At 59.9% G+C, this 23,713-nt stretch carries 23 protein-coding genes; 10 read left to right on the top strand and 13 right to left on the bottom strand.

All coding sequences use genetic code 11. From position 1 onward, the window contains the following. Nucleotides 1–8: 8 nt before the first annotated feature. Nucleotides 9–2,666 (top strand): aminopeptidase N, encoded by a 2,658-nt coding sequence (gene pepN / locus PS14A_RS09750; RefSeq protein WP_212616002.1) that lies wholly within the window; start codon nt 9–11, stop codon nt 2,664–2,666. A gap of 327 nt (nt 2,667–2,993) precedes the next feature. Here pepN and katG read toward each other — a convergent pair whose 3' ends face one another. After that, nucleotides 2,994–5,270 (bottom strand): catalase/peroxidase HPI, encoded by a 2,277-nt coding sequence (gene katG, locus PS14A_RS09755; protein WP_212616011.1) that lies wholly within the window; start codon nt 5,268–5,270, stop codon nt 2,994–2,996. 218 nt (nt 5,271–5,488) lie between these two features. After that, complete coding sequence (locus PS14A_RS09760; protein WP_212616013.1) at nt 5,489–7,699, bottom strand: LTA synthase family protein; 2,211 nt, start codon at nt 7,697–7,699, stop codon at nt 5,489–5,491. A gap of 327 nt (nt 7,700–8,026) precedes the next feature. Between PS14A_RS09760 and PS14A_RS09765 the strand changes: the two genes are divergently transcribed. Continuing rightward, nucleotides 8,027–9,043 (top strand): ABC transporter substrate-binding protein, encoded by a 1,017-nt coding sequence (locus PS14A_RS09765; RefSeq protein ID WP_212616015.1) that lies wholly within the window; start codon nt 8,027–8,029, stop codon nt 9,041–9,043. 36 nt (nt 9,044–9,079) lie between these two features. Here PS14A_RS09765 and PS14A_RS09770 read toward each other — a convergent pair whose 3' ends face one another. Both PS14A_RS09770 and PS14A_RS09775 read right to left on the bottom strand, forming a co-directional pair. Next, nucleotides 9,080–9,277 (bottom strand): helix-turn-helix transcriptional regulator, encoded by a 198-nt coding sequence (locus PS14A_RS09770; RefSeq protein ID WP_137213231.1) that lies wholly within the window; start codon nt 9,275–9,277, stop codon nt 9,080–9,082. Then, entirely contained in the window at nt 9,274–9,648 is a 375-nt protein-coding gene (locus tag PS14A_RS09775) for a hypothetical protein (RefSeq protein ID WP_130899769.1), read from the bottom strand. The genes PS14A_RS09770 and PS14A_RS09775 overlap by 4 nt, the downstream gene beginning before the upstream one ends. 219 nt (nt 9,649–9,867) lie before the next feature. Between PS14A_RS09775 and PS14A_RS09780 the strand changes: the two genes are divergently transcribed. After that, nucleotides 9,868–10,359, top strand: coding sequence for a hypothetical protein (locus PS14A_RS09780; protein ID WP_212616017.1), 492 nt, complete (start codon nt 9,868–9,870; stop codon nt 10,357–10,359). A gap of 88 nt (nt 10,360–10,447) precedes the next feature. Here the strand turns inward: PS14A_RS09780 and PS14A_RS09785 are convergent, their stop codons facing one another. Both PS14A_RS09785 and PS14A_RS09790 read right to left on the bottom strand, forming a co-directional pair. After that, on the bottom strand, nt 10,448–10,927 hold the full coding sequence (locus PS14A_RS09785; protein WP_073475275.1) for a copper chaperone PCu(A)C: 480 nt from the start codon (nt 10,925–10,927) through the stop codon (nt 10,448–10,450). Then, nucleotides 10,927–11,532, bottom strand: a complete 606-nt coding sequence (locus PS14A_RS09790; RefSeq protein ID WP_016774221.1) for an SCO family protein — start codon at nt 11,530–11,532, stop codon at nt 10,927–10,929. Before PS14A_RS09790 ends, PS14A_RS09785 begins: the two co-directional genes overlap by 1 nt. Before the next feature lie 273 nt (nt 11,533–11,805). Here PS14A_RS09790 and PS14A_RS09795 point away from each other — a divergent pair, with 273 nt between their 5' ends. Then, nucleotides 11,806–12,732: a Gfo/Idh/MocA family oxidoreductase gene (locus PS14A_RS09795; protein ID WP_212616019.1), complete on the top strand. Its 927-nt coding sequence runs from the start codon at nt 11,806–11,808 to the stop codon at nt 12,730–12,732. Between the two features lie 96 nt (nt 12,733–12,828). Here PS14A_RS09795 and PS14A_RS09800 read toward each other — a convergent pair whose 3' ends face one another. Both PS14A_RS09800 and PS14A_RS09805 read right to left on the bottom strand, forming a co-directional pair. Further along, the gene (locus PS14A_RS09800) at nt 12,829–13,566 is read right to left on the bottom strand and encodes a Fic family protein (RefSeq protein ID WP_212616020.1); all 738 of its coding nucleotides are present in this window, start codon (nt 13,564–13,566) and stop codon (nt 12,829–12,831) included. Then, entirely contained in the window at nt 13,563–13,826 is a 264-nt protein-coding gene (locus PS14A_RS09805; protein ID WP_212616022.1) for a hypothetical protein, read from the bottom strand. The genes PS14A_RS09800 and PS14A_RS09805 overlap by 4 nt, the downstream gene beginning before the upstream one ends. A gap of 205 nt (nt 13,827–14,031) precedes the next feature. On the opposite strand from PS14A_RS09805, the gene ycaC (PS14A_RS09810) reads away from it, so the two are divergent. Both ycaC (PS14A_RS09810) and PS14A_RS09815 read left to right on the top strand, forming a co-directional pair. Continuing rightward, nucleotides 14,032–14,661, top strand: coding sequence for an isochorismate family cysteine hydrolase YcaC (ycaC, locus tag PS14A_RS09810; RefSeq protein WP_137213233.1), 630 nt, complete (start codon nt 14,032–14,034; stop codon nt 14,659–14,661). A 145-nt stretch (nt 14,662–14,806) separates the two neighbouring features. After that, on the top strand, nt 14,807–15,007 hold the full coding sequence (locus tag PS14A_RS09815) for a hypothetical protein (RefSeq protein ID WP_130912486.1): 201 nt from the start codon (nt 14,807–14,809) through the stop codon (nt 15,005–15,007). Between the two features lie 70 nt (nt 15,008–15,077). Here PS14A_RS09815 and PS14A_RS09820 read toward each other — a convergent pair whose 3' ends face one another. Continuing rightward, on the bottom strand, nt 15,078–15,704 hold the full coding sequence (locus tag PS14A_RS09820) for a helix-turn-helix domain-containing protein (RefSeq protein ID WP_137213234.1): 627 nt from the start codon (nt 15,702–15,704) through the stop codon (nt 15,078–15,080). Nucleotides 15,705–15,750: 46 nt separating this feature from the next. On the opposite strand from PS14A_RS09820, the gene PS14A_RS09825 reads away from it, so the two are divergent. Beyond that, complete coding sequence (locus PS14A_RS09825) at nt 15,751–16,446, top strand: B3/4 domain-containing protein (protein ID WP_212616029.1); 696 nt, start codon at nt 15,751–15,753, stop codon at nt 16,444–16,446. A 674-nt stretch (nt 16,447–17,120) separates the two neighbouring features. Here the strand turns inward: PS14A_RS09825 and PS14A_RS09830 are convergent. Together PS14A_RS09830 and PS14A_RS09835 are read right to left on the bottom strand one after the other, a co-directional pair. Next, entirely contained in the window at nt 17,121–17,858 is a 738-nt protein-coding gene (locus tag PS14A_RS09830) for an SDR family oxidoreductase (RefSeq protein ID WP_212616030.1), read from the bottom strand. 128 nt (nt 17,859–17,986) lie between these two features. Beyond that, a complete protein-coding gene (locus PS14A_RS09835) occupies nt 17,987–18,868 on the bottom strand; it encodes an AraC family transcriptional regulator (protein WP_212616075.1) in 882 nt (293 codons plus the stop codon). Nucleotides 18,869–19,126: 258 nt separating this feature from the next. Between PS14A_RS09835 and PS14A_RS09840 the strand changes: the two genes are divergently transcribed. Both PS14A_RS09840 and PS14A_RS09845 read left to right on the top strand, forming a co-directional pair. After that, nucleotides 19,127–19,891 carry an SDR family oxidoreductase gene (locus tag PS14A_RS09840; protein ID WP_137213237.1) on the top strand — a complete coding sequence of 255 codons (765 nt, stop codon included), beginning with the start codon at nt 19,127–19,129 and terminating at the stop codon, nt 19,889–19,891. A 174-nt stretch (nt 19,892–20,065) separates the two neighbouring features. Beyond that, nucleotides 20,066–20,983: an AraC family transcriptional regulator gene (locus PS14A_RS09845; RefSeq protein ID WP_130912257.1), complete on the top strand. Its 918-nt coding sequence runs from the start codon at nt 20,066–20,068 to the stop codon at nt 20,981–20,983. On the opposite strand, the gene PS14A_RS09850 is transcribed toward PS14A_RS09845, so the two are convergent. Then, complete coding sequence (locus tag PS14A_RS09850) at nt 20,984–21,913, bottom strand: LysR family transcriptional regulator (RefSeq protein WP_212616031.1); 930 nt, start codon at nt 21,911–21,913, stop codon at nt 20,984–20,986. 94 nt (nt 21,914–22,007) lie between these two features. After that, the gene (locus tag PS14A_RS09855) at nt 22,008–22,718 is read right to left on the bottom strand and encodes an SDR family NAD(P)-dependent oxidoreductase (RefSeq protein ID WP_016774234.1); all 711 of its coding nucleotides are present in this window, start codon (nt 22,716–22,718) and stop codon (nt 22,008–22,010) included. Between the two features lie 264 nt (nt 22,719–22,982). Here PS14A_RS09855 and ycaC (PS14A_RS09860) point away from each other — a divergent pair, with 264 nt between their 5' ends. After that, on the top strand, nt 22,983–23,612 hold the full coding sequence (ycaC, locus tag PS14A_RS09860) for an isochorismate family cysteine hydrolase YcaC (protein ID WP_212616032.1): 630 nt from the start codon (nt 22,983–22,985) through the stop codon (nt 23,610–23,612). Nucleotides 23,613–23,713 lie beyond the last annotated feature (101 nt).

Consider the following 23,713-nt stretch of genomic DNA (forward strand, 5'->3'; position numbering starts at 1 on the left):
ATTCCAGCATGCGCACCGAACAACCGAAGATGATCTATCTCAAGGACTATCAGGCGCCCGAGTACCTGATTGACGAAACGCACCTGACCTTCGAGTTGTTCGAGGACCACAGCCTGGTTCACGCGCAACTGGTGATGCGCCGTAATCCTGAACGTGGCGCCGGCCTGCCGCCGCTGGTGCTCGACGGCCAGCAACTCGAGCTGCTGTCGGTGACGCTGGCGGACCAGGAGCTGAGCGCCGCTGACTATCAAGTCTCCGACAGCCACCTGACTCTGCAGCCAACCAGTGAAACCTTCACCCTCGACACCAGCGTGCGCATCCATCCGGAAACCAATACCGCGCTGGAAGGCCTGTACAAGTCCGGCACGATGTTCTGCACCCAGTGCGAGGCCGAAGGCTTTCGCAAGATCACCTATTACCTCGATCGCCCGGACGTGATGAGCAAGTTCACCACCACCGTCGTGGCCGAACAGCACAGCTACCCGGTGCTGCTCTCCAACGGTAACCCGATCGCTTCCGGCCCCGGCGAAGACGGCCGGCACTGGGCGACCTGGGAAGATCCGTTCAAGAAACCGGCGTACCTGTTCGCGCTGGTCGCCGGTGATCTGTGGTGCGTCGAAGACACCTTCACCACGATGAGCCAGCGCAACGTCGCGCTGCGCATTTATGTCGAGCCGGAAAACATCGACAAGTGCCAGCACGCGATGAACAGCCTGAAGAAATCCATGCGCTGGGACGAAGAGGTCTACGGTCGCGAGTACGATCTGGACATCTTCATGATCGTCGCCGTCAACGATTTCAACATGGGCGCGATGGAGAACAAGGGCCTCAATATCTTCAACTCCAGCGCCGTGCTGGCCCGCGCCGAAACTGCCACCGACGCTGCGCACCAGCGGGTCGAGGCGATCGTCGCCCACGAATACTTCCACAACTGGTCGGGCAACCGCGTGACCTGCCGCGACTGGTTCCAGCTGTCGCTCAAGGAAGGTTTCACGGTGTTCCGCGATGCCGGTTTCTCCTCGGACATGAACTCGGCGACGGTCAAGCGCATTCAGGACGTGGCGTACCTGCGTACCCACCAGTTCGCCGAAGATGCAGGTCCCATGGCCCACGCCGTGCGCCCGGACAGCTTCATCGAGATTTCCAACTTCTACACTCTGACCGTGTACGAAAAGGGCTCGGAAGTGGTCGGCATGATCCACACCCTGCTGGGCGCCGACGGCTTCCGCAAGGGCAGCGATCTGTACTTCGAGCGCCACGACGGCCAGGCCGTGACCTGCGACGACTTCGTCAAGGCCATGGAAGATGCCAATGGCGTTGATCTCAGTCAGTTCAAACGCTGGTACAGCCAGGCCGGCACACCGCGTCTGGCCGTCAGCGAGTCCTACGACGCTGCGGCGAAAACCTACAGCCTGACCTTCCGCCAGAGCTGCCCGCCGACCCCGGACAAGGTGGAAAAACTGCCGTTCGTGATCCCGGTCGAGCTCGGCCTGCTCGACAGCCAGGGCAATGAAATCGCTCTGCGTCTGGCTGGCGAAGCCTCGGCACAAGGCACCACTCGGGTGATCTCGGTGACCGAAGCCGAGCAGACCTTCACTTTCGTCGACATCAACGCACAGCCGTTGCCGTCGCTGCTGCGCGGCTTCTCGGCGCCAGTGAAGCTGAACTTCCCGTACAACCGCGATCAACTGATGTTCCTGATGCAGCACGACAGCGACGGTTTCAATCGCTGGGATGCCGGTCAGCAATTGTCGGTGCAAGTGCTTCAAGAGTTGATCGGCCAACATCAGAAAGGCGAGAGCCTGAAGCTCGATCCGCGTTTGGTGTCGGCGCTGCGCACGGTGCTGTCCGACGAGTCGCTGGATCAGGCGATGGTTGCCGAAATGCTCTCGCTGCCGGGTGAGGCCTATCTCACCGAGATCAGCGAAGTGGCTGACGTCGAGGCGATTCATGTCGCTCGCGAATTTGCCCGCAAGCAACTCGCCGAAGGCTTGTTCGAAGCGCTGTGGCTGCGTTATCAGGCCAACCGCGACTTGTCGAAAAAGACTCCGTACGTGGCCGAGGCCGAGCACTTCGCCCGTCGCGCCTTGCAGAACATCGCCCTGTCGTACCTGATGCTCAGCGGCAAGCCGGAAGTGCTGGCGGCGGCGCTCGAGCAGTTCGAGACCGCCGACAACATGACCGAGCGCCTGACTGCGCTGGCGGTGCTGGTCAACTCGCCGTTCGAAGAGCAGAAGGCTTTGGCTTTGGCGAGCTTCGCCGAGCACTTCAAGGACAATCCGCTGGTCATGGACCAGTGGTTCAGCGTGCAGGCCGGCAGCACCTTGCCGGGCGGTTTGGAGCGGGTGAAGGCGTTGATGCAGCACCCGGCGTTCAACATCAAGAACCCGAACAAGGTGCGGGCACTGATCGGCGCGTTCGCCGGGCAGAACCTGATCAACTTCCACGCGGCGGACGGATCCGGTTATCGCTTCCTTGCCGATCTGGTGATCGAACTGAACGGCTTCAACCCACAGATCGCCTCGCGCCAACTGGCCCCGCTGACCCGCTGGCGCAAATACGACAGCGCGCGTCAGGCATTGATGAAGGCTGAGCTGGAGCGGATTCTCGCTTCGGGGTCGTTGTCCAGCGACGTGTATGAAGTGGTAAGCAAAAGCCTCGCGTAACCCGATCATTTAGGAGCTGTCGAGGGAAACGAGGCTGCGATCTTTTGATTTTGATGATCATAAAGGTCGGTATTCCAGCTTCAGACCGCCCCTCACCCTAACCCTCTCCCAGAGGGAGAGGGGACTGACCAGGTGAATATTCGAGTTACACCGACCTGAAATTCTGGCATCGAACTAAGGTCTTGAAACCAACAGAGATCGGCTCCCTTTCCCCCTCTCCCATTGGGAGAGGGCTGGGGTGAGGGGCTGGTTATCTCCAGCACCACATAATCCCAAGTAAAAAAAATGCCGCTCAACGAGCGGCATTTTCATTTGCACAAGAAACAACTATTTACGCAGGTCAAACCGATCCAGATTCATCACCTTCGTCCATGCCTTGACGAAATCATTGACGAACTGCGCCTTCGCGTCGGAACTGGCATAGACCTCGGCCAACGCGCGCAATTGTGCATTCGAGCCGAACACCAGATCCACCCGAGTCGCCGTCCATTTCGCCGCCCCGGTCTTGCGGTCACGGCCTTCAAACTCATCGGCATCCCGCGAGGTCGGCGTCCACTCCACACCCATGTCCAGCAGGTGGGTGAAAAAGTCATTGCTCAGCGCTTCGGGCTTGTCGGTGAACACGCCATGCTTTGTCTGCCCGACATTGGTGTTCAATACCCGCAAACCACCCAGCAGCACGGTCATTTCCGGTGCCGTGAGCGTCAGCAACTGTGCCTTGTCGATCAGCAGGGTTTCCGCCGCAACCGTGTATTTGCCTTTGCTGTAATTGCGGAAGCCATCGGCGATCGGTTCGAGGAAGCCGAACGATTCGACATCGGTCTGCTCCTGCGAAGCATCGACGCGGCCCGGTGAAAACGGCACCGACACCGAATGCCCGGCGTTTTGCGCGGCTTTTTCCACTCCGGCATTACCGGCCAAGACGATCAGGTCCGCCAGCGAGATCTTCTTGCCATTGGCAGCAGAACCGTTGAACTCGTTCTGAATGCCTTCCAAGGTGCTCAGCACCTTGTCCAATTGCTCGGGCTGGTTGGCCTGCCAGAACTTCTGCGGGGCCAGACGCAAGCGTCCGCCGTTGGCGCCACCGCGCTTGTCCGAACCGCGAAAGGTCGATGCTGCAGCCCACGCGGTCGAAACCAGTTGCGACACTGACAACCCTGAAGCCAGCACCTTGTTTTTCAGCGCAGTGGCGTCGCTGTCATCGATCAGCGGGTGCGTCACGTCGGGCAGCGGGTCTTGCCATAGCAATTCCTCTTGTGGCATTTCCGGGCCGAGGTAGCGGGAGAGCGGACCCATGTCGCGATGGATCAGCTTGTACCAGGCGCGGGCGAACGCGTCGGCGAGCTGATCGGGATTGGCCAGAAAGCGCCGCGAGATCTGTTCATAAGCAGGATCGAAGCGCAGCGCCAGGTCGGAGGTGAGCATGGTCGGCGAGAGCTTCTTGTTCGGATCGTGAGCGTGGGGAACGGTGCCTGCACCCGCGCCGTTTTTCGGTTGCCACTGATTGGCGCCCGCCGGGCTTTTGGTCAGCTCCCACTCGAAGCCGAACAGGTTTTCCAGATAGTTGTTGCTCCACTGCGTTGGTGTGGTGGTCCAGGTCACTTCCAGACCACTGGTGATGGTGTCGGCGCCTTTACCGGTGCCGAAGGCGTTTTTCCAGCCCAGACCCTGTTGCTCCAGACCGGCCGCTTCCGGCTCTGGGCCGACATTGTCGGCCGGGCCGGCGCCGTGGGTCTTGCCGAACGCGTGGCCGCCGGCGATCAGCGCCACGGTTTCTTCGTCGTTCATGGCCATGCGGCCGAAGGTTTCGCGAATGTCCTTGGCCGAGGCCACCGGGTCCGGGTTGCCTTCCGGGCCTTCCGGGTTGACGTAGATCAGGCCCATCTGCACGGCGGCGAGGGGATTTTCCAGATTGCGTTCGCCCTGATCGGTGCGGCTTTCTTCACGGCCATGCAGATCGGGCTCAGCCACCAGCGTGCCGTCGCCGGGCTCCTGCACCGGGCCATTGCTCTTGCCGTAACGGTTGTCGCCACCGAGCCACTCGGTTTCCGAACCCCAGTACACGTCTTCATCCGGTTCCCAGACGTCGGCGCGGCCCCCGGAAAAACCGAAGGTCTTGAAGCCCATGGATTCCAGCGCGACATTGCCGGTGAGCACGATCAGGTCGGCCCAGGAGATGTTGCGTCCGTACTTCTGCTTGATCGGCCACAGCAGACGGCGGGCCTTGTCGAGGCTGACGTTGTCCGGCCAGCTGTTGAGCGGGGCGAAGCGTTGCTGCCCGGAGCCGGCGCCACCACGGCCATCGGCGGTGCGATAGGTCCCGGCGCTGTGCCAGGCCATGCGCACGAACAGCGGGCCGTAATGGCCGAAGTCGGCCGGCCACCAGTCCTGAGAATCAGTCATCAGTGCTTTGATGTCTTGTTTCAGCGCCTGGAAGTCGAGGCTTTTGAAGGCTTTGGCGTAGTCGAAGTCCTGGCCCAGCGGATCGGACTTGGGTGAATGCTGGCTGAGGATTTTCAGATTGAGTTGATTCGGCCACCAGTCACGGTTCGTCGTACCGCCGCCGGCGGCGTGGTTGAACGGGCATTTCGATTCGTTTGCCATGTTCGTATCCCTATCAGGTCTGCGGCCGGCTCGTGCCGACTTCGGACTGGTAAGGCTAGACCCGAGTTGGCAAGTCGGCTAATAGCCCGACTATTGGATACCGATAGGCAAACTCTTTCACCGCACAGGTAGGAGCTGCCGAAGGCTGCGATCTTTTGATCTTTGTTCATCAAAAAATCAAAAGCAAAGATCGCAGCCTTCGGCAGCTCCTACAGGGGTTAGCTCGATTGTGCGGTGTCGTCCTCCGGCACGTCGTCGAGGATGTCTTCCTGGCCGGGCAATTCGGTGATGACGCTGAAGTCGCTGACTTCTACTGCGCCTTGCCCATAACCCAACAAATGAAACGAGAAGGCTTTGCGCGGCTGCGGGTTTTCAAAGCTGAAATCCATCTCCAGCGGCTGGTCCGCCGTGGCGATCATTTCTGTTGGCAGGCCCAGTTGGACGTCCTGTTCAAATTCCTTGGCCTTGAGCTGAATGTACGCCGCCTGCTGCGGATCGACCGAGCGCACGGTCAGGCGCACGCGGGTGTGCGAGCCTTTGGGCATTTCCAGGTATTGCGCGCCGATAAGGTTGTCGGCCCAGTCATCCTTGATCTGCGCTTGCAGAGGGATGATGTTGTTGCTGCCGAACTGGTAGCGATGATTGAGTGGTGTGCGCAGCAGGGACAGGTCCAGCGCATCGGCGCGCGCGGCGATCTGCCGGGCCGGGTGGCCGCTGTAGGTGCCTTTGTAGGTGGCACTGTCAGCAATGAAACCGGTGCTTTGGTAGTAGCGGCAGCGGCGCGGCAGGTCGCATTCGGAGAAGATGCCCTGGCCGTCGTGATAGCGCAGCTTGCCGTTGGTGAACGACATGATCTCGCGCCCGGAATCGTAGTCGCGAAACAGCGAGCGGCCGCTCAGCGCAGTCGGCACCGGCAGGTCGAAATAGTCGAGGATCGAGGTGCTCAGATCGACGTGACCATAGACCCCGGCATTCAGGCGCGGCAGTTGCGCCTGCTCCGGCGCCAGCGTCAGATTGAAACCCCACGAGGAGGCCAGCCGCACGCCGTCGATGCCGTGGGATTCATCCGAGGTGATCACCACCAACGTGTCCTTGAGAAAGCCTTGGCGCTCCAGCCCCGAAAGAAATTCATCCAGCGCATCGTCGAGATAACCCACAGCAGCCTGCTTTGGCGTTTCATAACGCTGCAGATAATCGTCCGGTGCGGAGTAGGGCTGGTGGGTACCGACCGTCAGCAGCGTGAGCATCCATGGCTGTTTTTGCTTCTTCAGTTGGCCGACGTAATCCAGCGCGCCTTCGAAAAACGCCTTGTCATCCTTGCCCCAGGGGAATTCCAGGTAGTTGCTGTTGCTGAACCATTCCAGACCGTGGGTCGCATCGAAACCGATGTGCGGCATGATCTTGTCTTTGGCCATGAAGCGCAGGCCCGCGCCCTGCAAGTAATGCGTGCTGAAGCCGTGCTCGCGCAATTGTGCCGGCAGGCAGGCCTGATTGCGTTCGTTGAGGGTGAGCATTTCCACGCCTTTGGGCGTGCCATTGTTGAGCTTGTCGTAGTCACCGCACAGCATGGCGTACAGACCGCGAATGGTCTGATGGGTGTGCAGCACGTAATCCGGGGTGTTCATGCCGCGCTCGGCCCAGCGGCTGAGGTTGGGCATCAGGTCTTCCTGATAATGACTGCCGATCGCCTCACGGTTGGCACGGATGTAGGCGCCGGGGATGCCTTCGAGCGCGATGATCAATACATTGCGCGCCTGGCCCGGCGCGGCGAGCAGCTTCTGGCCATTGAGATCGACGTCGGTGAGCCCGGCCATCGCCGGTGTGGGTTCTTCAACGTCGCCGTCGAGCCATTCCTCGGCCTGGATCTGCAGGTCGGCGACTTCACTGGCGAGCAACTGATGCGGCAGGTTGTACAGGCGCCAGGCGTCGCCGTCATTCGGCCACAGGTTCTGCGCACCCCAATGTGCGGCGAACAACACGATTGGCGCGGCCCAGACAGAGCGAGGCAGAGCAGGGCGAGACAAGCCGCGACCAACAAGCTGAGTCAGCAGCCAGAAAGCCAGGGCACCCAGCAAAGCCATGGCCAGGGCAGGGTGCGCAAGTCCGCCGCCAGTGGAATTCTCGACGAACTGCGGGTCGATCAGATAGTGAATATCCGAAGGCGTCGGCAGGCGGCCGACGGCGCTGACCAATTCTGCCGTGGCGACCGCCAGCAGCGCCCAGAACATCAGCACCGGCAATGCCAGCCACCATGCGCGGCGATGCAGCGTCACCACCAGCAAACTGCCCACGGCCAAGTCCGACAGAAAGCCCAGCGGTGTCGACCAGCCCAACGCTGCACGCAGGCACACCGGCACGATCAATACCAGAACGATGAGAGAAAAAAGGCGGGCATTCGGCCGCCGCAGCCAGTTGGAAAGAGCACTCACAAAAAAGGCCTGCATGTCATCAAAGGGTCAAAAAAGTGTGGGTGATGATACCAAGGGCAAGAAGGCTGATCGGCTTTTTAAACCTGCGGCTGGCGATCGCTGGAACGGCGCGTGCCCATAGCGGGCGTGGGTTGTGGGACGTATGGCCGTTTTTCGGAGGGGCAGTTTTTTGTTTCAGACTGTTGTAGGTCCATCCACTGCTCCTGAATTCCAGCAGCAGACGTCAAATCGCTCAGTGCTATCGATATGCGATAAAGATATTTAATTTCAATTTTTTATAGCTATAAAGTCAGGCTTTTCAGCCCATCCCCATGCTGCGAGGTTGTCATGGCCACACCGTTCAAACGTTCTGCGCTGACTCTGTTGGCCGCAACTCTGGCAGCGGGCGCGCTGTTCAGCAGCGGCGCCCGGGCCGAGGGCAAAATCAGCATCGCCCAGCAATTCGGCATTGGTTACCTGATTCTCGACGTCGTGCGCGATCAACAATTGATCGAGAAACACGGCAAGGCCCAGGGCCTGGAGATCAAGGTCGACTGGAACAGCATTTCTGGCGCCACGGCGATGAACGAGGCGCTGCTGACCGGAGCGCTGGACGTGGTCTCGGCCGGCGTGCCGCCGATGCTTACTGTGTGGGACCGCACCAAGGGCAAACAGAACGTCAAAGCCATCGCCGCGCTGGGCTCGATGCCCAATTACCTGCTGACCAACAACCCGAACATCAAAACCCTCAAGGACTTCAGCGACAAGGATCGCATCGCCGTGCCAGCCGCAGGCGTAGGCTTCCAGTCGCGCACCCTGCAGATTGAAACCGCCAGGGAATTCGGAGACGAGCAGTTCAAGAAGTTCGATAACATTTCGGTCAGCCTGCCGCACCCGGACGCCACCGCTGCGCTGATCGCTGGCGGCTCGGAAATCAACTCGCATTTCTCCAGCCCACCGTTTCAATACCAGGCGCTGCAAAACCCCAACGTGCATAAAGTGCTGAGCTCCTACGACATCCTCGGCGGCCCGGGGACGTTCAACGTGCTCTACACCACAGAAAAATTCCACGACGACAACCCGAAAACCTACAAGGCGTTCTACGACGCACTGGCCGAAGCCGAGCAGATCATCAAAGCCGACAAGCCCGCCGCTGCCCAGGCCTACATCCGCGTAGAGCAATCGAAACTGCCGCTGGCACTGGTCGAGCAAATCGTCAAAGACCCGGAAATCGACTTCACCGTCGTACCGCAACGCACGTTCATCTACGCCGAGAAATTGCAGGAACTGGGTGTGTTGAAAAACAAGGCGGGGAGCTGGAAGGATTACTTCTTTGAAGAGGCGCATGGTGGTGCGGGGAGTTGATCGAACAGGGGCAACGTGTGTTGCCCCTTTTGCCATTCAAGATTCGCCATCATCAAAAATGCTCTCAATCGGCAGCTCAAACGCCCGGGCAATCTGAAACGCCAATGGCAGGCTCGGATCGTAGCGTTCGTTTTCGATGGCGTTGATCGTCTGGCGCGACACTTTCAGGCGTTCGGCCAGATCGACCTGCGACCACTTGCGCTCGGCGCGCAATTCCTTGAGACGGTTTTTCATTGGTAGCGGCGTCGCGCAATGTGCAGGCCGACAATCCACATCAGCCCCATTACCGGCCACACACACGTCCACGGGATATGCGGGGCGCCGACGTTTTCCAGAAAACCGTAGCTGAAGGTCACCAATGCCGAGGCGGCAAAGGCGAACCCCAAGGCTTCGAACTGGATGCGCAGATGCATTTCGTCCATGCGCCGCATGTTCCGCACGATGGCCCAGCACATCAGGGCCGCCGGAATGATCGGCGTCAGTGCGACGGCCGAGCGCAGCACGAGGTGCGCATCCATCAGGTATTGCGAGGCAATCAATGATGCTGTCAGCACCAGCATGTAGAGGATTAATGCTGCGCCCAATTCGAGGTGGTACCGGTTCATTCTTCACTTCCTATGTAAAAGACCCTTTACATGGTTGCTGATGTTGTTTCAGATGTAAAGCACGCTTTCCATCAGGCTGGTTACTTCGAACACGCTCGAGCCGGATAACTTGCAGCCGGGTTCACGCTTCTGGACAGCGTAGTAGCCACTCAGTAGCATTTGCCTCCAACGGATTTTCCCTTCGCACGTCGTCCGACGTGGAACGCTCAAGGAATCGACATGCGCAACACTCCCGCTGACTCACAACGAACGGTCGTGTCCCTGGTCAACGGCGAGATTCGCTGTGACACCCAGATCAGTTTCAGCTCCGTCTCGCTCGTCGATGGCGAAATTCGCGTGCATCGTGCTGAAGGCAATCAGATCGAGGTGCCTGTGCCCGGGGCGGACTTCGCGCTGCGCTTTGATCTGCAGGGGATGCAGAAAGTACCGAAGGCGCCACAGACGCCGGTCGAACCGGTGCCTGCCGACGACAGTTTGAAGTTGTTCAACTCGAAAACCGTGTGGGTCACACTGGCGCTGTGGTTCTTCGTGAGTTCGGTGTTCGGTTGGTTGGGGATCGTGGTAGCAGTCGGATATTTCGCTTACCACTGGCGTCAGGTCACGAAGCGCAAGGAACAGTTGGCCAAGGCGACCGTCGTTGAACCCATGACCCGTTCCAGCTCAGGGATGTCACCGGAAAGCGTGCGCAACGCATTGGCCCGCAAGCGTTAATTCTGCACACATCAAAAAAACGGGGCGGCCTGATCATCGATCAGGCCGCCCCGTTTTTCTGTCAGGCGAACAGTCTTTCAGTCAGCGATCAATGCATCTTGCTGTGATCGTGGCCGCCCATGTTGGTCAGCGCGCGGACCGGTGCCTTGACTTCGATGGTTTCTTTCTCGCCCTTGGCGTTTTCCACGGTCAGGGTCAGCGGCACGCTGTCGCCTTCCTTCAACTGACCGGTCAGGCCCATCAGCATGACGTGGTAGCCGTTCGGATCGAAGCTGACGGCTTTGCCGGCAGGCAGCTCAACCGACTTTACCGGGCCCATGGTCATCACATCGTTCTTCATGCTCATTTCGTGAATCTGTACGTCCTTGGCCACTGGCGAGGCGACGCTGAGCAGTTTGCTGTCGCTGTCGGCAGTGACGGTCATGAACGCGCCGCTGGCAGACTGGGTCGGCACCGTTGCACGGACCCAGGCGTCGTCGACTTTGGTCTGCGCCGACGCCTGAAAGGCCAGGCCGAGCAGGGACAGTGCACATACGGTGCGTTTGAGGTGATTCAGAACGGGATGCATCAGCAGACCTCCATAACAGTAAGCAAATCTTCCGTGCACTCTTGGGCTGTCAGCGAAGTGGACAGGCCCAGGCGCAACTCACCACGCGAGTCGTAGACGTAGCTGGTGGACGTATGGGAGATGGTGTAGGTGTCGCCGGCGGGGACTTTCTCGTAGAACACGTCGAATTCCTTGGCGGTGGCCTTGGTTTCCTCAAGCGTGCCGTACAGCGCGACGAAGCTCGGGTCGAAGGCTTTGACGTAGGCGTCGAGGATCTGCGGCGTGTCGCGCTCAGGGTCGAGGGTGATGAACACCACTTGCAAACGGTCGCCGTCGCGGCCCATCAGTTTCTTGATCTGTGCGGCGCGGGCCAAGGTGGTGGGGCAAACGGCCGGGCACTGGGTGAAGCCGAAGAAGATCATCGGCATCATTCCGCGAAAGCTCGACAGCGACATGGTTTCGCCTTCGGGGTTTTTCAGCTTGAAGGTGCGTCCGAGGATCTTGTCACTTAGATCCTTGCCGTACTTGTAGGACAGTTGGCCACGGGTATCGCAACCGGCGAGCAGGCCGAGCCCGAGCACGCCCATTCCCGCAAGTACCTTGCGGCGAGTCAACAAAGCCGTCATCTAATACCGCCTTTTGCAGCCCGCGAGTCGGCAGGACTGGCGGGGGGTTAACCGTAAAAGCGCCGCATGATAGCAAATTGAGGCTGATCGCCGGCTGCCGATCGCCGCGCAGTGCGGGATCGGACGACAAAAGGTGTAAGAAGAAATGACGAATAAGCCATGCGTTCGCCGCGAGCAAACTTGATTTAAATAGTATGACGATTGGAGGCGAGCGCAGAAACACGTACTCTTGCCGCTGCGCTGCAACGACCAAAACAACAACAGGAGTCTGTAATGCAACCGATTCGTCTCGGCCTGGTGGGCTACGGCAAAATTGCCCAGGATCAACACGTCCCCGCCATCCTCGCCAACCCTGCGTTCCAGTTGGTGGCGGTCGCAACCCAAGGCAAACCTTGCGCCGGGGTGGAGAACTTCCAGTCGCTGGGCGAACTGCTCGAAAACGGCCCGACTGTCGACGCAATTGCGTTCTGCACGCCGCCACAAGGGCGCTTCGCGCTGGTGCAACAGGCATTGGCGGTCGGCAAGCACGTGCTGGTGGAAAAGCCGCCTTGTGCAACATTGGGCGAAGCCATGGCCTTGGTCGATCAAGTCGCGGAACAAGGCGTCAGCGCTTTGTTCGCCTGGCATTCACGCTACGCACCGGGCATCGCCGCCGCCCGCGACTGGCTTGCCAGCCGCACCCTGCAAAGCGTGCAGATCGACTGGAAGGAAGACGTGCGCAAGTGGCATCCGGGCCAGGCGTGGATCTGGCAACCGGGCGGCCTCGGCGTCTTCGACCCGGGCATCAACGCCTTGTCGATCGTCACCCACCTGCTGGCGCTGCCGCTGTTTGTCGAAGCCGCCGAACTGCGCGTGCCGAGCAACTGCCAGTCGCCGATTGCCGCCTCGATCAAGATGTCCGATGCGCAGCAGTTGGACGTTCGCGCCGAGTTCGATTTCGACCATGGCCACGACGAACTGTGGAGCATCGAAATTCGCTGCATCGAAGGCGTCCTGCGTCTGGACAATGGCGGCGCCGTGCTAAGCATCGACGGCGTGAAGCAAAGCGTGTCGGAGGAGGGCGAGTACGCTGCGGTCTATCGCCACTTCCAGCAATTGATCAGCGACAAGGCCAGCGACCTCGATCTGCAACCGTTGCGCTTGGTAGCGGACAGCTTCTTTGTGGGCAGCCGGGCGTTGGTTGAGCCGTTTTACGATTGAGTGAATTTCAGCTTGAGTCGTCAGGGCGCGTAAGCAGGTCTGCGTCGCGCAGACCGCCAGACAAATAAAGCCTGCTTTTAACAGCAGGCTTCTTGGTCACTTTATTGGCTGCGTTCTGTAGGTTTCATACAGTTGCTGAATGTCGGGATTGTCCAGATTCGCGTAGACGATTCCTTCCTTATCCAAACCGTCCAACCCTTTGATACCGCCAATCACTTCGGGCCATTCCTCACGGCTTGAGATGTCTACGACGTGGGGCTTCAGATAGTCGTCCAGGTGGCCTCTGGAAGGATCGCGGATCTCGTCGCTGAGCGCCCGTAAATACGCATCTTTGTTGGTCTTCGACAAATCGATGGCGAACTTGGCTCGATAGCACAGTTCCATGTGAACGAGCAGGATAGTCCGCCCATTACCATCCAGAAACGGATGAGCGAAAGCCAATTGGCCCATCACCTCGCCGGGGCGCTCGCGGAATCGTTTTTTGTTTGTGGCGAGCTCCAGCGCATATTCGACGGATCTTTTGATCAGCTCAGGTCGCTCGAAAGGTGTGTGATGCGGATCTTCTTTTGATCCTTTGAAAACCGCGAGGTGGGGAACAAGCTCATTCCTGTCTTTGCCTGACCATGGGTAGAAACCGGCAAACAGGATTTCATGAGTTTTGAGTATCGCTTGATAGTTGATGGATCTCTTTTTTGCCAGATGAGCAAGGGCGTCTTCGATACTGGCTTCGAAAGAGAGATGTTCCGATTCCTTTACTTCAACCGGGTCTTTCAGCTTGAGCGAGTTGCGAAGGTAGCCTTCAGTTTCGAAATCGCCGAAGGGGTCGAACGTCATGCGCTGAGCTGCTTTTTCGAACGCCTTTTTTCCTGAAGGTAACGTCCTTGCAAGGCCATGATTTCTGCCTTGTTCAACACACCCTTTCGCTTCAGATTAACCAGCAACTGCTCAACATTATCCAGCTCGACGGTATCACCAGCCAGTTGCGTTATCGTTGCCGCCATGCGGCTCAGGCCGTCACGCTCGGCGCCAATGCGGTGTTTTTCCGCAAGCGTGCATACTTCGCTCGCGACGCTGTCAGTGGCTGATTCGCTCATTGTTAACCCCTCGTTTTCTCTGTCGGAGCATAGCATGGCGCCGTTCCGGCGGATTAGCCGTCTAGCATTTCGACTCTTGGCATTGTCCTCTTTGAGTGGACGGTGAAACGCTTTTCAGCCGATTTATCCCTTTGCTGTGCGTCAGTAATCTGTACCCAACTTGAACGCAACAACAAAACTTCAAACTTGAAAAGGGACGCACGCCATGACCACTCCAACCTACAACCGCCTGAACAAAGACGACGCTATCGTGCTGCTGGTGGATCACCAGACCGGTCTGATCTCGCTGGTGCAGGACTTCTCGCCGAACGAGTTCAAGAACAACGTGCTGGCGCTGGCGGATCTGGCCAGGTTTTTCGACTTGCCGACGATCCTCACCACCAGCTTCGAGCAAGGCCCGAACGGCCCGCTGGTACCAGAGCTGAAAGAGATGTTCCCGGACGCGCCATACATCGCTCGTCCAGGCCAGATCAATGCCTGGGACAACGAGGACTTCGTCAAGGCGATCAAGGCCACCGGGCGCAAGCAGATCATCATTGCCGGTGTGGTAACGGATGTCTGTGTAGCGTTCCCGACCCTGTCGGCACTGGCGGAAGGCTTTGACGTGTTTGTGGTCACCGATGCGTCCGGCACCTTCAACACCACCGTGCAGCAAGCCGCATGGAGCCGCATGACTCAGGCCGGCGCACAGATGATGAACTGGTTCTCGGTGGCCTGTGAGCTGCACCGCGACTGGCGCAACGACATTGAAGGCCTGGGCAATCTGTTGTCGCAGCGCATTCCCAACTACCGCAACCTGATGAACAGCTACTCGGCGTTGACGCAGCAGAAGTAAGCGTTAAATCCAAAGCAAAAGCCTGCCTCGAAAGCAGGCTTTTTGCGTTTTCTACAGAACGCCGTTCGTCCATTGCCGGGCACTTGTCACGCAAGGGCATTTCACACGCTCAGGTACACATCTTTTGATCACCTCGGAGACCGACATGGACATTGATGAAAACGCACCGGGCAACCAGTCGCAACAGGCCGTGACGCGCACCACCGACAACGAGACCGGGCACGATCCCCAGCGCGAAAACCCCGAGGTGCCTTTGCCGCCGGACGACGAGGCACCTGTGGAAGAAGACATGTCGGATGTGGATGCGGCCAATTCGGTTTCGACGGAGCATCCGCCGTCACGCTGACCGTGCTGTTTGAAGGGGAACGCTCCCTATGATGGTCAACCCGGACAGTTCCCTCTCCTCGGGGAGAGGGCTAGGGTGAGGGGCTTTCCCTGGCACCCTGATGCAGTTCAGTCACTGACATCGTGAAGACCAGTTTCGCTCGCCCATGGTTGGCATACCCATGCGCCACATCGGTCCGCGCCACCGCCGAACACCCAGGCCCGACAATCAGCTCGGCATCGCCAACTTGCAGATGCAACGTGCCTTTTTCGACATGAAACAACTCGGTGGTGCCATTCGGGTGACCAGCTGAAGAAAACGACTCGCCAGGAAACAGCTCCCAGCGCCACAACTCCAGCATGTTCGGGCCGCTGGTGCCGGCCAGCAGGCGCGCCGATCCGCCCAGTTCACCGGTCCATAGCGTGGGGATGTCATCACTGTCGATAAGATGCGCCGTCGGGGTGGCGGCGACATTGACGAAGTCCGCCACGGACAAGCCCAGCGCCGCAGCGATCTTGCACAGCGTTGCGATGCTCGGATTGGCCGAGCCTTTCTCGATCTCGACCACCATGCCTTTGCTCACGCCCGAGCGTCGGGACAGTTCGTCGAGCGTGATGCCCTGTTGTTTGCGCGCCTGTTTGAGCGTGCGCGACACCGCCGCGCTGACGGTCTCGACATCGGCGCCGGCTTCGGTCGATATATTGACTTTCTTGGTCATTGATCGCTAGCATCGTTTGAAATTCGGGTATGGGGGGGATTCTGGGATGCTGTCTGTCGTGCCGTCAATCGATCCGGCTGTTGCGCAACTCGCGCCGGGCTTCAGAGCGCTGAGTATTGTCGTGCAAGCGGCGCCGATTATTCATGCATACGTGGCGGGTGAAGCACTGGCAAAAGCCTGCCAGATCGTCGCCAACGGTGGTCCGGCGTGGGCGCATGCGCATCTTCAGGCCTGGGCTGACGTGTTTCGCCAGTTCGGCGCCAAACCGCAGCGCACGCCTTGCTCGGCCGAGGCACTGCGCAAGCGTGTGTTGCGCGACGGCGACTTGCCGAGCATTGATCCGGTTGTCGATCTGTACAACGCCATCAGTCTGGAATACGCGATTCCCGTGGGGGGCGAGAATGCCGAGGCCTACGTCGGCTCACCGCGTCTGGTCGTCGCCGACGGCAGCGAGCCGTTCGACACGATGAAGGAGGGCCTGCCCGCGCACGAGTTTCCGGATGCCGGCGAAGTGGTCTGGCGCGATGACCAAGGCGTGACCTGCCGGCGCTGGAACTGGCGCCAAGGCGTGCGAACCCGCCTCGATGCGCAGGCGCAGCACATGTGGTTCATCCTCGAAAGCCTGCCGACGATGCCGCTGGAAGCGCTGACCGAGGCGGGCGACAAGCTCATCGAAGGATTGCAGCAAATGATGCCCGGCGCCGAGATCGAAAGCATGTTGATCGGGCCGGGGGCGCGTTAGGTTGGATATGAGTGCCAGCCCGTTTCGTCAGCGGCACCGCGATTCCCTGTGGGAGCCTGCTCGAGAAGGCGGCGGCACATTCAACATCTTTGCCGGCTGATCCACCGCTTTCGCGAGCAAGCTCGCTCCCACAGTGTTCCGTGTTGACCAATGATTTGGTGGTGCTACAACCTCTGTGGGAGCGGGCCTGCTCGCGAAGACGGCGGCACATTCAACCTCTTTGCCGGCTGATCCAGCGCTTTCGCGAGCAGGCTCGCTCCCACAATGTTCCGTGTTGACCATTGATTTGGTGGTGCAACCAAACCCTGTGGCAGCGGGCTTGCCCGCGAAGACGGCGGTACATCCAAAATCTTTGCCGGCTGATCCACCGCTTTCGCGAGCAAGCTCGCTCCCACAATGTTCCGTGTTGACCAATGATTTGGTGGTGCTACAACCTCTGTGGGAGCGAGCCTGCTCGAGAAGGCGGCGGCACATTCAACATCTTTGCCGGCTGACCCAGCGCTTTCGCGAGCAGGCTCGCTCCCACAATGTTCCGTGTTGACCAATGATTTGGTGGTGCCACAACCCCCTGTGGAAGCGGGCTTGCCCGCGAAGACGGCGGTACATTCAACATCATGTTCGCCTGACCCTGCGCTTTCGCGAGCAGGCTAGCTGCCACAGATTGACTCCGGGTCTCAGTAAGGGCTCGCCGTTGGGCGGACGATCAGTTCGCTGACGTCGACATCTGCCGGTTGTTCAACGGCGTACGCAATCGCGCGGGCGATGGCTTCGGCGGGGATGGCGATCTTGCGGAATGACTTCATCTCGGCGCGGCCGCCTTCATCGGAAATGCTCTCGGCCAGTTCCGATTCGGTCACGCCCGGTGCGATGACGGTGACGCGGATATCGCCGCCCACCTCCTGACGCAAGCCTTCGGAAATCGCCCGTACGGCGTATTTGGTCGCGCAGTACACCGCCGCAGTCGGGCTGACCGCGTAAGCGCCGATCGAGGCGATGTTGATGATCTGCCCGGCGCGCTGGCGCTGCATCAACGGCAGGCTGGCGGCGATGCCGTGGAGTACGCCACGGATGTTGACGTCGATCATGCGGTTCCACTCATCAACCTTCAGCGCGTCCAGCCGCGACAACGGCATGACCCCGGCGTTGTTGACCAGCACATCGACGCGGCCGTAATGCTCCACGGCAAAATCGACGAAGCGCTGCACATCCTGCTGATCGGTGACGTCCAGTGCGCGGAACTGCGCGTGGCCACCGGCGCCGTTGATCTCTTCGGCAATCACGGCCAGACGCTCGGTGCGCCGTGCACCCAACACCACTTTGGCGCCACGTTCGGCGAGCAGGCGTGCGGTGGCTTCGCCGATGCCGCTGCTGGCGCCGGTAATCGCGATCACTTTGTCTTGAATGTTCAGCATGATGTCGTCCTCTTCTGTGTGCCCGTGAGTGGGCTTGGAAGAAGATTAAGTGCGGGGGCTCATGGGCTATTAATCGATTCCTCCACGGGATTTGCCCAATTCTGCTGCATCGCTTTTCGAGCGGTTTTTCACCCGCCGCGCGGCGCATCGCGGTAGGCGCTCGGAGTGACGCCAACTTCGCGGCGGAACACTTGGGAAAAGTGGCTGGGGCTGGAATAGCCAACCTCCAGACCAATGTCGATAACGCTGTGCGCAGTCTCCAGCAACAGATGGCGCGCGCGGCTCATGCGCAGGCGGATGAAGTATTGCGAGGGCGACAAGCCGGTGGCGCGCTTGAAGGTACGGCTGAAATGGTAGTCGCTCAGTTCGGCAATCCGGGCTAGATGACCGAGGCTGAAATCTTCCGCCAGATTCGCATTCATGGCTTCGATCACCCGGCGCAGTTTGTAGGCGGGCAGGGCGTTGTCGCGGCGCGGGTTGCTGTCGGGGTCGAGGTAATGACGCAGCAGATGGATCGCCAACGCCTGAGCCAGGCTGTGCACCAGCAGTGCGCTGGGTTGGCGCTGTTCGGTCAGTTCGATGCGCAGTTGCTCAAGGATGAAGCTGACCTGCTCGTCACGCGCACCGGACACATCGACAAACGTCACTGCACCGGCCTGTTCGCCGAACGCTTCGCGGGCCGCTTGTTCGATCAGGCCTAGGCCGAGGTAGAGGTGCATGACTTCGAACACCTCGCAGCCTTCGGTCTGCCAGCGCATCTCGTAGGGTTCGCGGGTGTTGGTCAGGAAGAAGTCGCCCGCCGTGACCTGGCTCGCCTGCCATTCTCCGCCCAACGAACGTTCTTCGACCCGGGCAGTGCCGGCCAATACCAGCACCAGCAGCGGTTCGGCCACGCACGGCACGCGGATCGGCTCGAGCAGGGTCTGATGGCGGAAGAGCTGCACCACTGCATCCTTGATCTGCGGCCGCGGCGTGGTCGTTTCCGCAATACCGGGCAGATGCTCCGGCATGGCTTCGGCGGCGATGCGCGCGGGCTGGCTGATTGTCGGTGTAGCGGGGCTGGCAGAGGGCACAGGACGCTCCATCAAAAGCTTTGGCTGCGAATGATTTTGAAGGTTAGGGCGGGCGAATGAGAAATTCCAGCGCAAAACTCCGACAGCCCCGGCAATCGCCCGAAAGCCCGGCGGCGGACAGTGCGCGACAGTGAAGCCGTGTTTACGACCGCGCCATCAGGCGCAACACCGATTCGCTATCGAGGAGTTAAAACCATGACTGATTTCAACCACACCCTGCCACAAGAAGTCGCCGGTAAAGTTGCACTGGTCACTGGCGCGGCCAGTGGCATCGGCAAGGCGATTGCGCTGATGCTGCACTCTCGCGGCGCCAAGGTCATTGCCGAAGACCTCAATCCGGCTGTCGAAGAACTGGCCCGTCCCGATCTGGTGCCGCTGGTGGCGGACATCACCGAGGACGGCGCCGCCGAACGCGCAGTAGGCCTTGCCGTCGAGCAGTTCGGGCGCCTGGATATTCTGGTCAACAACGCCGGGATCATCATCAACAAAACCGTGATCGACATGAGCCGCGACGACTGGGAAAAGATCCAGGCAGTGAATGCCACGGCCGCCTTCCTGCACTGCCGCGAAGCGGTGAAGGCGATGATCCCGAACAAGTCCGGCGCGATCGTCAATATCGCTTCCTATGCGTCGTACTTTGCCTTTCCGACCATTGCCGCCTACACCGCTTCCAAAGGCGCGCTGGCACAACTGACCCGTACGCTGGCCCTGGAAGTCATCGAGCACGGCATTCGCGTCAACGCCATCGGCGTCGGCGATGTGGTGACTAATATCCTCAATGACGTGGTCGAGGACGGCCCTGGCTTCCTCGCGCAGCACGGCGAAGCTGCGCCGATCGGTCGGGCGGCGCAGCCGGAAGAGATCGCCGAGATCGTGACCTTTCTGGCCTCCGACCGCGCCAGTTTCATGGTCGGCTCGGTGGTCATGGCCGATGGCGGCATGACGGTAACGGCGGGTTGATAGTGGCGTGAGAAGCCAAGGGCGCGTGTGATAACGCGCCCATGGCTTTGCCAGTAAGACGAGCACGCAGAATCAGGCAAATCTGTAGCATCTTTGATCTAGTCGCCGCTGGATAAAACTGGCTAATCTTCCTCCGCGGTTGACCCACCTTCGTCTGCTTTCGAGGCCCTTTGCATGGATAACCACGACGCTTCCATTCTTCACGACACGGCGGTGTATCGCGCCGAACTGGTGCGCCTGCTGACTCAACGCTTCGATGCGCCAGGCACCTACGAAACGGCGATTGCGCCGCTGCACGTGATCCGTCTCGATGGGCCGTCCGAGCTGATTCACGTGGTGCACCGGCCGGCGCTGTGCCTGATCGTGCAGGGGCGCAAGGAAGTCGGGCTGGGTGACGAACGCTTCCTCTACGACCCGCTGAATTATCTGGTGGTGTCGGTGACATTGCCGGTGTCCGGACGAGTGATCGAAGCCTCGCCCGAGGCGCCGTATTTTTGCGTACGGCTGGATTTCGATCCGGCGCAACTGACGCAACTGATTGCCGAGTCGCCACTGACCGGCATGCCGCAGGACGCCGGGCGCGGGATGTTTCTCGACAAGATCGACGTGACCCTGCTCGACACCATGCTGCGTCTGGTGCGCCTGCTGGATAATCCGCGCGACATCGGCATGCTCGCGCCGATGGCGTTGCGCGAGGTGTATTACCGCCTGCTGCGCGGCCAGCACGGGCATCTGCTGTATGAAATCGCCGTCAACGATTCGCAGACCCACCGGGTCACGCGCGCTATCGACTGGCTGAACAAGAATTTCACCGAGCCGCTGCGTATCGACGCGCTGGCGCAGGTGGCCAACCTGAGCAACTCGGCGCTGCATCACCGCTTCAAAGCCGTCACCGCCATGAGCCCGCTGCAATATCAAAAACAGCTGCGCCTGCAAGAGGCACGGCGGCTGATCATCAATGAAGGGCTGGACGTGTCCAGCGCCTGTTACCGCGTCGGCTACGAAAGCGCTTCGCAATTCAGCCGCGAATACAACCGCCAGTTCGGCTGCCCGCCGTCCAAGGAACTCAGCCGCCTGCGTCAGACCGGCTGATTACCGCGCGGGTCCCGCCCATTCATCACGAAACCCCAGCAGAAAATCCACAAACGCCCGCACCCGCTGCGGCACGTAGCGGCCGTGCGGGTAGAGCAGGGTGTAGGGGCGCGAACGTCCGGCGTACGGCTGCAGCACTTCAATCAGGCGGCCATCGGCAAGCTCCTGCTCGACGATGAAACGGTAAGTCTGAAACAGCCCGGCGCCGTGCTTGGCCAGCGTCACACCGCCGAGCACGTCATCGGAACAGGAATAGCCACCGTCGGAAATCACTTCCCGATCCCGGCCGTTTTCCTGAAACAGCCAGGAAATCCGCCGCCCACTGCTGGGCAATTCGAACTGGATGCACTCATGCGCGATCAGGTCGTCGAGGGCCAGCGGCGTGCCAGCCTTGTGCAGATATTCGGGGGAGGCGACCACCACTAGGGCGGCGTCTTCCAGCAGGCGCGCGATCAGGGTCGAGTCCGGTTGTGCGCGTACGCGTATCGCCAGGTCGTAGCCCTCTTCGACGAAGTCGATATTGCGGTTACCCAAGTGCACGTCGACCGTGACCTCGGGGTACAACGCGCGAAATTTCGGCAGCAGTGGCAGGATGCGGTGATGCCCGTAGGTGGTCGGCAGGCTGATGCGCAGTCGACCCGAGGGCGAAGTCTGCGCGCCCATGACTTCCTGCTGCGCTTCGACCAGTTGCGTCAGCGCCTGGCTGCATTGTTCGAAGAAGCTCCGGCCGGCGTCGGTGAGGCGAATGCTGCGCGTGGTGCGGGCAAACAGTCGCGAACCCAGGCGTTGCTCCAGACGCAGAATCGACCGGCTCACCGCAGCGGGCGTGACCCCGGCGAGTTGCGCGGCGGCGGTGAAGCTGCCGGCTTCGGCGGCCAGGCAGAACAGTTCGATACTGCCTAACTGCAAATCTTCAAAATGGCGTTTCATTGTGGCTCGCACCGAGGATCGACGGACGTTCATCCTCTGTGTACCACAACCAACGACGCCGCCGGTATCCACCGGCGGCGTTGCAGGGTTTCGATCAATGGCCGGCGCTCTGGCCACCGTCGACATGCAGGATCTCGCCAGTGACGAAATTTGCCCCGTCGAGGTAGAGGATCGCTTGCACGATGTCGTCGATTTCGCCCATGTGGCCGACCGGGTGCAGGCTGCCCAGCGCCTGATGGGTTTCCTCGGCGTGCATCGGCGTTTTGATGATGCCCGGCGACACGGCGTTGACCCGAATGCCACGCTTGGCGTACTCGATGGCCAGGGATTTGGTCGCGGCGTTGATGCCACCCTTGGTCAGCGACGCCAATACCGAAGGCACGCCGTCGATTGCATGATCGACCAGGCTGGTGGTCACGCTGACGACGTGGCCGCTGCCGTGTTTTTCCATCTCGGCGATGGCCAGTTGCGAGATGTAGAAGAAGCCGCTCATGTTGGTCGCCACGACCTGGGCATAGTCCGCCTGGCTGTAAGCGGTGAACGGCTTGGCCAGAAAGATCCCGGCATTGTTGACCAGCGTATCGACGCGACCGAAGCGGGCAACAGCGGCGCGAATCACGCGCTCGGCGGTTTGCGGATCGGCAATGTCGCCGGCGACGGTCAGGACATCCGGGTCACTCGACTCTTTGATCGAGCGCGAGGTGGCGACCACTTGATGGCCAAGGGCGCGAAAGCCTTCGACCAGACCTGCACCAATGCCTTGCGAGGCGCCGGTGATGACAACTACTTTTTTCGATGTGCTCATGATGATTTCCTCTGTCGCTGGCCCGTCAGGATGGCGGGTGGCTGTTGGAGGAGACTTTAGGAAGTTGCGCCGAGTTGATAAATGGGGGCTGAGGTACATCATTTGTACTGTGGTGTATCTAATCAGAGTGGGCCTCGAATGATTGTCCCGTTTGAGTGGACGGTGAAACCCTTTTCAGCCGATTTATCCCTTTGCTGTGCGTCAGTAATCTGTACCCAACTTGAACGCAACAACAAATTCCAAACTTGAAAAGGGACGCACACCATGACCACTCCAACCTACAACCGCCTGAACAAAGACGACGCTATCGTGCTGCTGGTGGATCACCAGACCGGTCTGATTTCGCTGGTGCAGGACTTCTCGCCGAACGAGTTCAAGAACAACGTGCTGGCGCTGGCGGATCTGGCCAAGTTCTTCGACCTGCCGACAATCCTCACCACCAGCTTCGAGCAAGGCCCGAACGGCCCGCTGGTACCGGAGCTGAAAGAAATGTTCCCGGATGCGCCATACATCGCTCGTCCAGGCCAGATCAATGCCTGGGACAACGAGGACTTCGTCAAGGCGATCAAAGCCACCGGGCGCAAGCAGATCATCATTGCCGGTGTGGTAACGGATGTCTGTGTAGCGTTCCCGACCCTGTCCGCACTGGCGGAAGGCTTTGATGTGTTCGTGGTCACCGATGCGTCCGGCACCTTCAACACCACCGTGCAGCAAGCCGCATGGAACCGCATGACTCAGGCCGGCGCGCAGATGATGAACTGGTTTTCGGTGGCCTGTGAGCTGCACCGCGACTGGCGCAACGACATCGAAGGCCTGGGCAATCTGCTGTCGCAGCGCATCCCCAACTACCGCAACCTGATGAACAGCTACTCGGCGCTGACGCAGCAGAAGTAAGTTCACGACCCACGAAAAAGCCTGCTTTTAACAGCAGGCTTTTTGTTTTTCCGACGGCTGCGACCAATTTGGTTGCTGTGTAGCTTGCCACACCGCTTTCG

The organism is Pseudomonas sp. 14A, assembly GCF_018132745.1.
In the GTDB taxonomy this organism is placed as follows: Bacteria; Pseudomonadota; Gammaproteobacteria; order Pseudomonadales; family Pseudomonadaceae; genus Aquipseudomonas; species Aquipseudomonas mercuritolerans.

Bases quoted from the DNA above. Each gene is read 5' to 3' on its own strand.
- PS14A_RS09780 (WP_212616017.1), top strand. From the start codon at position 9,868: ATGCGCAACACTCCCGCTGACTCACAACGAACGGTCGTGTCCCTGGTC.
- katG (WP_212616011.1), bottom strand. From the start codon at position 5,270: ATGGCAAACGAATCGAAATGCCCGTTCAACCACGCCGCCGGCGGCGGT.
- PS14A_RS09830 (WP_212616030.1), bottom strand. From the start codon at position 17,858: ATGCTGAACATTCAAGACAAAGTGATCGCGATTACCGGCGCCAGCAGC.
- PS14A_RS09800 (WP_212616020.1), bottom strand. From the start codon at position 13,566: ATGACGTTCGACCCCTTCGGCGATTTCGAAACTGAAGGCTACCTTCGC.
- PS14A_RS09850 (WP_212616031.1), bottom strand. From the start codon at position 21,913: ATGAAACGCCATTTTGAAGATTTGCAGTTAGGCAGTATCGAACTGTTC.
- pepN (WP_212616002.1), top strand. From the start codon at position 9: ATGCGCACCGAACAACCGAAGATGATCTATCTCAAGGACTATCAGGCG.
- PS14A_RS09855 (WP_016774234.1), bottom strand. From the start codon at position 22,718: ATGAGCACATCGAAAAAAGTAGTTGTCATCACCGGCGCCTCGCAAGGC.
- PS14A_RS09815 (WP_130912486.1), top strand. From the start codon at position 14,807: ATGGACATTGATGAAAACGCACCGGGCAACCAGTCGCAACAGGCCGTG.
- PS14A_RS09825 (WP_212616029.1), top strand. From the start codon at position 15,751: ATGCTGTCTGTCGTGCCGTCAATCGATCCGGCTGTTGCGCAACTCGCG.
- PS14A_RS09795 (WP_212616019.1), top strand. From the start codon at position 11,806: ATGCAACCGATTCGTCTCGGCCTGGTGGGCTACGGCAAAATTGCCCAG.
- PS14A_RS09785 (WP_073475275.1), bottom strand. From the start codon at position 10,927: ATGCATCCCGTTCTGAATCACCTCAAACGCACCGTATGTGCACTGTCC.
- PS14A_RS09765 (WP_212616015.1), top strand. From the start codon at position 8,027: ATGGCCACACCGTTCAAACGTTCTGCGCTGACTCTGTTGGCCGCAACT.
- ycaC (WP_137213233.1), top strand. From the start codon at position 14,032: ATGACCACTCCAACCTACAACCGCCTGAACAAAGACGACGCTATCGTG.
- PS14A_RS09835 (WP_212616075.1), bottom strand. From the start codon at position 18,868: ATGCCGGAGCATCTGCCCGGTATTGCGGAAACGACCACGCCGCGGCCG.
- ycaC (WP_212616032.1), top strand. From the start codon at position 22,983: ATGACCACTCCAACCTACAACCGCCTGAACAAAGACGACGCTATCGTG.
- PS14A_RS09845 (WP_130912257.1), top strand. From the start codon at position 20,066: ATGGATAACCACGACGCTTCCATTCTTCACGACACGGCGGTGTATCGC.
- PS14A_RS09820 (WP_137213234.1), bottom strand. From the start codon at position 15,704: ATGACCAAGAAAGTCAATATATCGACCGAAGCCGGCGCCGATGTCGAG.
- PS14A_RS09775 (WP_130899769.1), bottom strand. From the start codon at position 9,648: ATGAACCGGTACCACCTCGAATTGGGCGCAGCATTAATCCTCTACATG.
- PS14A_RS09805 (WP_212616022.1), bottom strand. From the start codon at position 13,826: ATGAGCGAATCAGCCACTGACAGCGTCGCGAGCGAAGTATGCACGCTT.
- PS14A_RS09790 (WP_016774221.1), bottom strand. From the start codon at position 11,532: ATGACGGCTTTGTTGACTCGCCGCAAGGTACTTGCGGGAATGGGCGTG.
- PS14A_RS09840 (WP_137213237.1), top strand. From the start codon at position 19,127: ATGACTGATTTCAACCACACCCTGCCACAAGAAGTCGCCGGTAAAGTT.
- PS14A_RS09770 (WP_137213231.1), bottom strand. From the start codon at position 9,277: ATGAAAAACCGTCTCAAGGAATTGCGCGCCGAGCGCAAGTGGTCGCAG.